Genomic DNA, 9,259 nt, shown 5'->3' on the forward strand with positions numbered 1-9,259 from the left:
GCGCTGCTGCGCCACCACCAGCACCAGGATGCCCTGCCAGGCCACCGTGGTGCCGAAGCGCCGGCCGGTGGCCAGCGAGCGCGGCAGCAGCGCCCGCGCCTCGGTGAACCGGCCCAGCGGTACCAGCGACTCGACCCGCACGTTCAAAGCCCAGGGCAGGTTGCCGTTGGCGTCGCCGCCATCGGCATCGATCTGCCGCAGCAGCCTGTCACTGCGCTCGGACGCCTCGATGTGGCGGCCGAGTTCGATCAGCGCTGCGCAGACGTTGCTCTCGGCCGCCTGCGCCATGTCGTTCCAGCCCAGTTCGCGCGACATCAGCAGCTCCTGCTCGCGGCAGGCCAGCAGCGCCTGGGCGTCTCCGCGCACACGCGCCGCCTCGGCCAGCGCGCCATGCACACGCAGCAGTGCCCGCGGCGAGGCCGCGTCCGCGTCCGCCGCCGCCGACTGCAGCAACGCAGCGCAGGCCTCGTCGAGCTCGGGTCCGGGCTCGGTGATGGCGCGCACCCAGTGCGCCAGCGCCGCCTGCAGCTCGGCGGCCTGGCCGAGCTGCCGCCACAGCGACACGGCCTGCTTGGCCGCGGGTCTGGCAGCCCGGTCCCGGCGCACGTTGAGCACATAGGCCAGCATGGCCCACCAGAAGGCCTGCGTCTGCAGCGGCAAAGCCTGCCCGGCCGCCTGCTGCATCGCCGGCTGCAGCGACAGCATCCACTCGGTGACCTCCTGGCGCCAGACGGTGAAGCCGATCTCGTGGGCCACGCGGGCGCTGAGCTGCGCCGCCACGGCCAGCTCGTGGTCCCGGGCCCACAGGAAGGCTTCGCGCGCGTTGTCCATCTCGGCCAGGCACTGGGCACTCGAATCGCCGCGCGTGAACAGCGCCAGCACCGCCGCGGCATGGCGCCGGCGCAGCGAGGGGCTCTCGTCAGCGGCACCGGGCGCCGGGCACGCCAGTTTCCGCAGCGCATACGCACGCATCGTCTCCAGCAGGCGATAGCGTGGCGGCTCCCCATCGCTGACACCAGGGCTGGCACCGAGACTGACGCTGACCAGCGAACGCTCGACCAGCGTGGCCAGGCCGTCGATGAGGTCCCAGCGCCCCACATGCTCGTCCGCGGTGAGCGCCAGCGCCAGGTCCAGCGTGAAGCCGCCGGCAAACACGCCAATGGCGCGGAAGAGCCGCTGGTCCTGCGCGCCCAGCAGCCCATAGCTCCAGTCCAGCGCGTCGTGCAGGCTGCGGTGGCGCGCCGGCGAATCGCGGCGGCCGCGCGACAGCAGTGCAAAGCGCTCGACCAGGGCGTCGTGCACGGCCCGCAGGCCCATCAGCGGCACGCGTGCGGCGGCCATCTCCAGCGCCAGCGGCAGGCCGTCCAGCTGCCGGCACAGGGCGTTCAGCAAGGGCAGCGCCCCGGGCGTGAGCTGGAACCGGTTGTCCGCCGCGCTGATGCGGTCGACCAGCAGGGCCAGTGCGCCTTCGGGCGCCTCCGCCGTGTCCAGCACGGGCAGCGGCTCCAGGCGGAGGATTTGTTCGCTGCCCGTGCCCAGGGGCAGCTGGCTCGTGACCAGCAGCTGCAGCTGCGGCGCGGCGCGCAGCTGCGAGGCCCAGTCGGCGCAGCGCTCGATCAGGTGCTCGGCGTTGTCCAGCACCAGCAGCAGCGGCGCGTCTTGCGGCAGCAAACGCAGTACCTGCAGCAGCTGCAGCACCTGCACCGCGGGCTCGCCCTCGTCCAGCTGGGCGCCCAGCGCCCGCGCGATGGCGCCTGCCATCTGGCCGCCCAGCGTCAGCGGGGCCAGGTCGACCCAGGCGCTGCGCCCGGGCCACCGCGCCTGCGCCACGCGCGCCAGGCTGCTCTTGCCCACGCCGGGCGTGCCGACCAGCGTGATGCAGCCGCTGCCCGCCTGTAGCAGGGATTCCAGCCGGGCGAGGTCGGCGTCGCGGCCGAACAGGCGCTGCGTCACCGCGATGCCCGGCGCGCGCGCTGCGGCCGGCGCCGGAGGCAATTCGGCCGGGCTTGCGGGGGCCTCGGGCTCGGCCTGCAGGGCCGCGCTCAGCCGGTAGCCGCGGCCGGGCACCGTGGCGATGGCGTCTTCACCGAGCAGCCGGCGCAGCGTGTTGATCTGCACGCGCAGGTTGTTTTCCTCGACCACCAGGCCTGGCCAGACGATGTCCAGCAACTCGCCCTTGGTCCGCAGCTCCGACGGGTAGGCGGCCAGCGCCATCAGCAGGTCCAGCGCGCGGCCGCCGAGCGCGGCGGGCTGGCCATCCACCAGCAACCGGTACTCGGCAGGCCGCAGCTCGAAACGGCCGCCAGGCCCGAAGTGCAGCGGCCGGGTCGGTGCAGCCAGGCGTGCGGTAGTCAAGGTGGTCCTCTCGTCTTCTTCTTTGCGCCCTTCCACGGACGCCCCCGGGCACGGAGCTTAAGGCACCGCCGCGGCGGCCCGGGCCGCAGGTTTAACAACATTGAATGCGCCCTGAAGGACTTCCGCGGCAGGGATAGTCAGACTCCCTCCCATCGCCACCAGCCGCCCGCAGGAGCCCAAGATGACCGAACCCGAAGTCTCCGCACCCGCCGTGATGCGCAACTACCACGAGGTCCTGCGCAACGATCTGTGCCAGGTGCTGGCCCCGCTGGCCGAGGCCGGCGACCTGGCCGGCTTCGCGCCCGCGTGGCAGGCCTACACCGCGGTGATTGCCGTGCACGCGGCGATGGAGGATGGTGTCGAAGGCGCCGGCGGCGGCAGCTCGGCGATGCTGGACCATTTCTTCGACGGTGCCGTCGGCGCGGCGATGTTCAAGGACGAACACGCACAGGAGCATGCCGCTCAACAGGCCGTCACCCAGTCTCTCGCCGACGGTGCCGCGGCCCTGCGCAGCGCCTTCGCGGCCTACCGCGTGATCGCCGAGGCGCACCTGCAGCACGAGGAGGACATCATGATGCCGCTGGTGGCCCGGCTGCCGGCGCCCAAGGCCCCGCTGTTCGCGCGTTGGTGCGTGTCGGCCGGCATCGCCCATGGCGGCTTCGATCACTTCGTGGCGCATGGCGTGCAATCGCTGGCCAGCTTCGGCAGCGGCAAGAACACGCCGGTGGGCGCCACGCGGGTGTTCGTGCAGGCACTGAAGGCGGTGTGCACGCCGGCGCAGTGGGCGCAGTACCTGCCGCTGGCGCGCCGCGCGGCGCCGCCGGAGGTCTGGGCGGGCGTGCTGGCCGAGGTGCCCAGCCTGGAAGCCACGGCCGCCATCGCCGCCATGACCGACTGAACCGACTACCCTTGCGATCCCAGGCAGCCACCCGCCCATGCCGCGCCGGGCGGTTGCCATCCCTGTTCAGAGCGCGCTACCCGGAGAACCCATCATGAGCCTGCGCATCAACGACATCGCCCCCGACTTCAGCGCCCAGACGACCCAGGGCACGATCAACTTCCACGACTGGATCGGCGACAAGTGGGCGATCCTGTTCTCCCACCCGAAGGACTTCACGCCGGTGTGCACCACCGAGCTGGGCTACATGGCGCGCATCGAACCCGAGTTCACCAAGCGCAACGCCAAGCTGATCGGCCTCAGCGTCGACCCGGTCGACAACCACCACCGGTGGGCGGCCGACATCGAAGAAACCCAGGGCCACCTGCCCAAGTACCCGATGATCGGCGACCACGACCTGGCCGTGGCCAAGCTCTACAACATGCTGCCCGCCGAAGAGCCAGGCTCGTCCGAAGGCCGCACCGCGGCGACCAACGCGACGGTGCGCTCGGTGTTCATCGTCGGCCCGGACAAGCGCATCAAGCTGATGCTGACCTACCCGATGACGACCGGCCGCAACTTCGACGAGATCCTGCGCGTGCTGGACTCGATGCAGCTGACCGCCAAGCACAAGGTGGCCACGCCGGTGAACTGGAAGCAGGGCGAGGACGTGATCATCGCCGGCTCGGTCTCCGACGAGGACGCCAAGACGCTGTTCCCCGGAGGCTGGACGGCGCCCAAGCCCTACCTGCGCATCACCAAGCAGCCGGGCTGAGCGGGGCGGCGCCTTGACACCCGCGGCGCATGCCGCCGCGGCGGTTTGCTTCAGCCGCGCCGCGACACCGCCCGCACCGCCAGTTCGAAGCGGCTGCTGGCGTGCAGCTTGTCCATGATGCGGCTGACGTAGTTCTTCACCGTGCCCTCGGCCAGGAACACCGCCGCGGCGATCTGCTTGTTGCTCTTGCCTTGCGCCAGCAAGTCCAGGATGCGGGCTTCCTTGTCGGTCAGCGGTTCTTCCTGTGCGCGCGGGCCGGCCGCCGCGTGCGCTTCGCGCGGCACCGGTGCCTCGGCTTGAAGGGGGACGCGGGAGGCCATCGCACGGAATTGCGCCATCACCTTGCGCGCGATGGCCGGCGACAGGCGGGATTCGCCGCGGTGCACCGAGCGGATGGTGTCCAGCACCTCGGCCTCTGACGCGTCTTTCAGCAGGTAGGCCTGCGCACCGGCACGGATGGCCTCGAACACCCGTTCGTCGTCGTCGTAGGTGGTCAGCACCACCACCTTGGTGTCGGGCAGTTCGGCGGTGATCTCGCGCGTGGCCACCACGCCGCTGGCCCGCGGCATCTGCAGGTCCATCACCACCACGTCTGGCGCGGTCGCCCGCGCCTGGGCCATCGCGTCCAGGCCGTCGGCCGCCTGGCCCACCACCTCGATGTCCGGCTCGGTGGCCAGCATCATCGCCAGGCCGCGCCGGATCAGCGGTTGATCGTCGACGATCAGCAACCGCAGGCGGCGTGGCGGCGTGGCGTCGGCGCCGGTGCTCATGGCGTGCGCGGCGTGGGCGCCGTCGCGTCCGAGGGGCCGGTCGACGGCGCAGCCGAAGGGTCGGGCGTCGTCGTCACCTGCAGCCGCGCCTGCAGTTCGCCGAACAGCGGCGAGGGCAGGCGTGCCGCCAGGAAGCGCAGCATGCCGTCCACTGCCAGCACGGCCTGGTCCGGCGGCAGCCGGCCCGCGCGCGCCACCGCCTCGACCAGGTCGTCGATCATGGCCATGTCAGCTGCGGCAGGCGCGGTGCCGCCGTTCGGGGAATCCCATGACAAACAGCTTAGCCGACGAGCGTGCCGCCGGCCCGGTGCCGTCGGGCATGTCGAGGTCACGAATCGTGTCGGGCGCGGTGCCCGCCGCCGCCGGGAGACACTGGGCGCATGACGCTTCGCCACCGCCTGAACCCCCGCCTGCACATTGCCGCGGCCATCGGCTGGGCCGTGTTCGGCGTGGTGACGCTGGCCGCGCTGCTCACCGCCCACCTGGCCGCGGGCCAGGCCGAACAGCGCGCGCGCGCCGACGCCGAAGCCCTGCTGGCCGAATTCGCGACCCAGGTGCGTGATGCCGTGTCGATGAGTCTGGAGACGCGCCGCTCGCTGCTGCTGGCCACCGCGGCGCAGGTCTCGGCGGCGGACGCCGAGGATCCCGCCGCGCTGAACCGCACGCTGCTGGATGCGCAGGCGCAGTTTCCCGAATTCGTCTGGCTGGGCGTGGCCGATGCCGCCGGCCAGCTGGTGGCCGAAACCGGCGGCCCGCAACGCGGCCTGGACGTCTCGGCGCTGGCCTGGTTCGAGCAAGGACGCCGGGGCCCCTTCGTCAGCGACCGCCACGCCGAACTGCCGGGCCGCGTGCCGGCGTCCGCTGTCGACGGCCCCGCGCCCCACCTGATCGACATCGCCGCGCCGGTGCGCAGCGGCGGCACGCTGGTGGCCTTTCTGTCCTGGGGCTGGGTGGAGCAGCGGGTGTTCCGCATGCAGCAGGCCTTCAACAAGAACCGGCGCGTCGAACTGATGCTGGCCACGCGTGACGGCACGGTGCTGGTCGGGCCGGCGCATTGGCTCGGCCGCAGGCTGGCGGCGGACCTCGATGCCAGCGAAGGCGGCGCCTACGTGATCGGCACGCGCGCGCACCTGCGCCTGGCCGATGGCGTCGGCGTGCAATGGACGGCCATCGTGCGCCAGCGCGCCGAGCTGGCGCTGGCGCCGGCGCGCACCACGCGCAACACGCTGTTCCTGACGGTCTTCGCGGCCGGCCTGCTGTCGGCGGCGGCCGCCGCCTGGGTCACTCGGCTGCTCACGCGGCGCCTGGCGCGGCTGGCCATCGAGGCCGAGGCGGTGCGCCGCGGCGAGAGGCGTTCCTTGGCGGCACCGGCCGGCACCGACGAGGTCAGCCGCATCGGCGCCACGCTGGCCCAGGTGGTGGACCACCTGCAGACCGAGAAGCACGCCCTGCAGACGCTGAACGTGGAACTCGACCAGCGGGTGGCCGAGCGCACGCTGCGCATCGAGCGCATGGCCGACGATGCGCGGCATGCCGCCGTCACGCGGGAGCGGCTGCGCATGGCGCGCGACCTGCACGACACGCTGGCCCATTCGCTGATGGCGCTGCTGACGCAGATCCGCCTGGTGCGCAAGCTGCGCACGCGGCTGGATGGCGAAGAACTGGACGCCGAGCTCGGCCGTGCCGAGACCGTGGCCACCAGCGGCCTGGTGGACGCGCGCGCGGCGATCGCTCAGATGCGCGACAACGGCGTGCGCGACAGCGGCCTGGGTCCGGCGCTGCAGGACCTGGCCCGGCGCTTCGGCGAGCGCACCGGGGTGCACGTGTCGCTGGCCATGGACCCGCTGGCCGCCAAGCCGAACGACGAACGCGCCGAGACGGTGTTCCGCATCGTCGAGGAAGCGCTGCGCAATGTCGAACGCCATGCCGCGGCGCAGCAGGTCCGCATCACGCTGCGCGGCACGGCCGAGGCGGGCAGCCCGGGTGTGCGCGTCCAGCTCGAGGTGGTGGACGACGGCATCGGCTTCGACCCGGCGCTGCCGCGCCCCGGCCACTACGGCCTGCACGGCATCCGGGAGCAGGCCGCGCTGATCGGCGCGACGCTGGGCGTGCACAGCGCGCCGGGGCAGGGCAGCCGCATCGAACTGGCCTTCGACAGCTGACGGTCGTGACCAAGCGCCTGCCCGGCCGTGACCAGCCGCACTGTCGCTGCCGCGCCGCGCGCACTAGATTGCCGGCAGCCGCCGTGCCCGGCGGCGCCCCACAGCGCCTGGAGACACCCGAGTGACGATCGCCCGACATCACGCCCTTGCATCGATCCTGACGACCCTGCTGGCCGCCGTGCTCGGCGCCTGCAGCAGCACGCCGGTGGCGACGCCGCCGGCCACGTCGACGCAGTCGGCGAGCCCGCCGCTCAAGTCGGCCGGTAGCACGACGAGCGCGCCGAGCGTGACGGCGCCGCCGTCGACGCGCTCCACCGTGGCCAGCACCACGCTGCCGCCCTACCTGGATCCGAAGAGCGACATCTCGACCGGCCGCAGCGTGTACTTCGATTTCGACTCGGCGCTGGTGAGGCAGGACTTCGGCAACCTGATTGATCGCCACGGCAAATACCTGATCGCCAACCCGGCGCTGGCGATCAAGATCGAGGGCAATACCGACGAGCGCGGCAGTGCCGAATACAACCTGGCGCTGGGCCAGCAGCGCGCCGAATCGGTGCGCCAGGCGCTGAAGATCTACGGCGTGCCGGCGGCGCGCATGGAGGCCGTCAGCTGGGGCCGCGAGCGACCCCAGGCCACCGGCCACGACGAAGCGGCCTGGGCGCAGAACCGCCGCGCCGACCTGCAGTACCCGGCCCGCTGACGCGACGGGTGCGCACCATGCGGATGAACGCCTTGCGATGCCCCGGCGCCCTCTGGGTGCTGCTGGCCCTGGCCGCCTGCGCGGCGGAGCAGCCGGCGAACCGGCCGGCCCCCGCGGCCTCGCCACCGCCGGTGGCGCCGGCACCGGTTCCGGCAGCGGCACCGGCCGTACAGCCGGCGGCCGTTGCGCCGGCCGCGGCCGCGCCGGTCGACCCGTCGACGCGGGAAGGCCGGATCAACGAAGCGCTGAAGAACTACGAAGCGGCGAAGTCCGGCACACCGGCCGCCGCGCCGGCAGCCGCCAAGCCGGTGGCCAAGCCCAAGCCGGCCAAGGCCACGGCCGCGAAGAGGCCGGCCAGCGCCGCGTCCGCCACGGCGAAGTGAGGCCAGCACACGGCCGCTCCGCGGCCGGCCCTACCAGCGGGTCACGTCGTCCAGCGCCAGCGGTTCCAGCATCAGCTTGTCCAGCCAGATCGAGATGCGGTTGTGCTGGTGTTCGTAGCTCGTGAGGGCGGCGTGCAGTTGGGCATCGCTGGGGCGCATCAGCACGATCATCACGCAAGCGCCCAGCCGCGGGTGGCGCACCGGTGCACAGGTGGCCAGTGCCCACAGGCGGTTGCCATCGCGGCGGCGCAGCGCCAGGGTGGCGATCCACGGCGCGCCGGCGTCGACCTGCGCCCACATCTCGCGCATCGCGCTGGCCGGCATGTCGGGGTGGCGCAGCAGCGGGAACGGATGGCCGATCAGTTGCGCGCCGGCATACCCCATCAGCTGCGACAACGCCAGGTTGATGTGGCGGATGCGGCGATCCGCATCGACGATCAGGATCAGCGCCGTGCCCGACTGGATGTGCGGGTGGGCGGGCGGCAGCGGGTGTTCTAGGTTCGACGGCATCGGGCATGTCCTTCCGGTCCCGCTTATTTCGGCCGATACCGGGACCAACCCAAGGCCGGGCGCTGTGGGGAGTTCTGGTGACTTGCTGACGGGACAAGACCCGGCCACCCCGCCGACCCGCAGCCACGCCGCAGGAACTTGTGGTGTACTGCCGGCCCCCGGGAGTCGTCGTCGTGGAAGCTTTTCTTGTCTCAACCGGCGTGGTCGCCCTCGGCGAGATGGGCGACAAGACCCAGTTGCTGGCCATGCTGCTGGCCGCGCGCTTCAAGCGGCCGCTGCCCATCATCGCCGGCATCCTGGTCGCCACGCTGGCCAACCATGCGCTGGCCGGCGTGCTCGGCGAAGGCGTGGCCCGCGCGCTGGGGCCCGACCTGCTGCGCTGGGTGATCGGCCTGTCGTTCCTGGCGATGGCGGCATGGATGCTGATCCCCGACCGGGTCGATGCGGACAGTGCCGGCGGCCGCCAGCGCTTCGGTGTGTTCGGCACCACCGTGCTGGCCTTCTTCCTGGCCGAGATGGGCGACAAGACGCAGATCGCCACCGTGGCGCTGGCGGCGCGCTACCACGCGCTGGCGGCCGTGGTGGCCGGCACCACGCTGGGCATGATGCTGGCCAACGTGCCGGCGGTGTTGCTCGGCGACCGCATCGCGAAGCAGGTGTCGATGCCGGTGGTGCACGGTGCCGCGGCGCTGATCTTCGCGGTGCTGGGGGTGTTGACGCTGTTCAA

Annotated in this window: 10 protein-coding genes; 6 read left to right on the forward strand and 4 right to left on the reverse strand. The window is 72.3% G+C overall.

Going from position 1 to position 9,259, the window contains the following annotated elements; genetic code table 11:
• A partial coding sequence (locus tag VLK61_RS24290) for an ATP-binding protein (RefSeq protein ID WP_325424827.1) occupies positions 1–2,355 on the reverse strand: 2,355 nt, incomplete at its 3' end.
• A 181-nt stretch (positions 2,356–2,536) separates the two neighbouring features.
• Here VLK61_RS24290 and VLK61_RS24295 point away from each other — a divergent pair.
• Together VLK61_RS24295 and VLK61_RS24300 are read left to right on the forward strand one after the other, a co-directional pair.
• Positions 2,537–3,253: a hypothetical protein gene (locus VLK61_RS24295; protein WP_325424828.1), complete on the forward strand. Its 717-nt coding sequence runs from the start codon at positions 2,537–2,539 to the stop codon at positions 3,251–3,253.
• Between the two features lie 94 nt (positions 3,254–3,347).
• Positions 3,348–4,007: a peroxiredoxin gene (locus VLK61_RS24300; protein WP_325424829.1), complete on the forward strand. Its 660-nt coding sequence runs from the start codon at positions 3,348–3,350 to the stop codon at positions 4,005–4,007.
• A gap of 50 nt (positions 4,008–4,057) precedes the next feature.
• Here the strand turns inward: VLK61_RS24300 and VLK61_RS24305 are convergent, their stop codons facing one another.
• Both VLK61_RS24305 and VLK61_RS24310 read right to left on the reverse strand, forming a co-directional pair.
• Entirely contained in the window at positions 4,058–4,777 is a 720-nt protein-coding gene (locus VLK61_RS24305; protein ID WP_325424830.1) for a response regulator transcription factor, read from the reverse strand.
• Positions 4,774–5,004, reverse strand: coding sequence for a hypothetical protein (locus VLK61_RS24310; RefSeq protein ID WP_325424831.1), 231 nt, complete (start codon positions 5,002–5,004; stop codon positions 4,774–4,776). The genes VLK61_RS24305 and VLK61_RS24310 overlap by 4 nt, the downstream gene beginning before the upstream one ends.
• A gap of 153 nt (positions 5,005–5,157) precedes the next feature.
• Here VLK61_RS24310 and VLK61_RS24315 point away from each other — a divergent pair, with 153 nt between their 5' ends.
• The 3 genes from VLK61_RS24315 (at position 5,158) to VLK61_RS24325 (ending at position 8,022) form a co-directional block, all read left to right on the forward strand.
• Positions 5,158–6,939, forward strand: coding sequence for a histidine kinase (locus VLK61_RS24315; protein WP_325424832.1), 1,782 nt, complete (start codon positions 5,158–5,160; stop codon positions 6,937–6,939).
• 121 nt (positions 6,940–7,060) lie between these two features.
• Positions 7,061–7,639, forward strand: coding sequence for a peptidoglycan-associated lipoprotein Pal (gene pal / locus VLK61_RS24320; RefSeq protein ID WP_325424833.1), 579 nt, complete (start codon positions 7,061–7,063; stop codon positions 7,637–7,639).
• A gap of 23 nt (positions 7,640–7,662) precedes the next feature.
• Complete coding sequence (locus tag VLK61_RS24325; RefSeq protein ID WP_325424835.1) at positions 7,663–8,022, forward strand: hypothetical protein; 360 nt, start codon at positions 7,663–7,665, stop codon at positions 8,020–8,022.
• A 30-nt stretch (positions 8,023–8,052) separates the two neighbouring features.
• On the opposite strand, the gene VLK61_RS24330 is transcribed toward VLK61_RS24325, so the two are convergent.
• Positions 8,053–8,532 (reverse strand): PAS domain-containing protein, encoded by a 480-nt coding sequence (locus VLK61_RS24330; protein WP_325424837.1) that lies wholly within the window; start codon positions 8,530–8,532, stop codon positions 8,053–8,055.
• Positions 8,533–8,705: 173 nt separating this feature from the next.
• Here VLK61_RS24330 and VLK61_RS24335 point away from each other — a divergent pair.
• On the forward strand, positions 8,706–9,259 hold a 554-nt coding region (locus VLK61_RS24335), incomplete at its 3' end, for a TMEM165/GDT1 family protein (protein ID WP_325424839.1).

This window comes from Aquabacterium sp. (assembly GCF_035476535.1).
GTDB lineage: Bacteria > Pseudomonadota > Gammaproteobacteria > Burkholderiales > Burkholderiaceae_C > Pseudaquabacterium.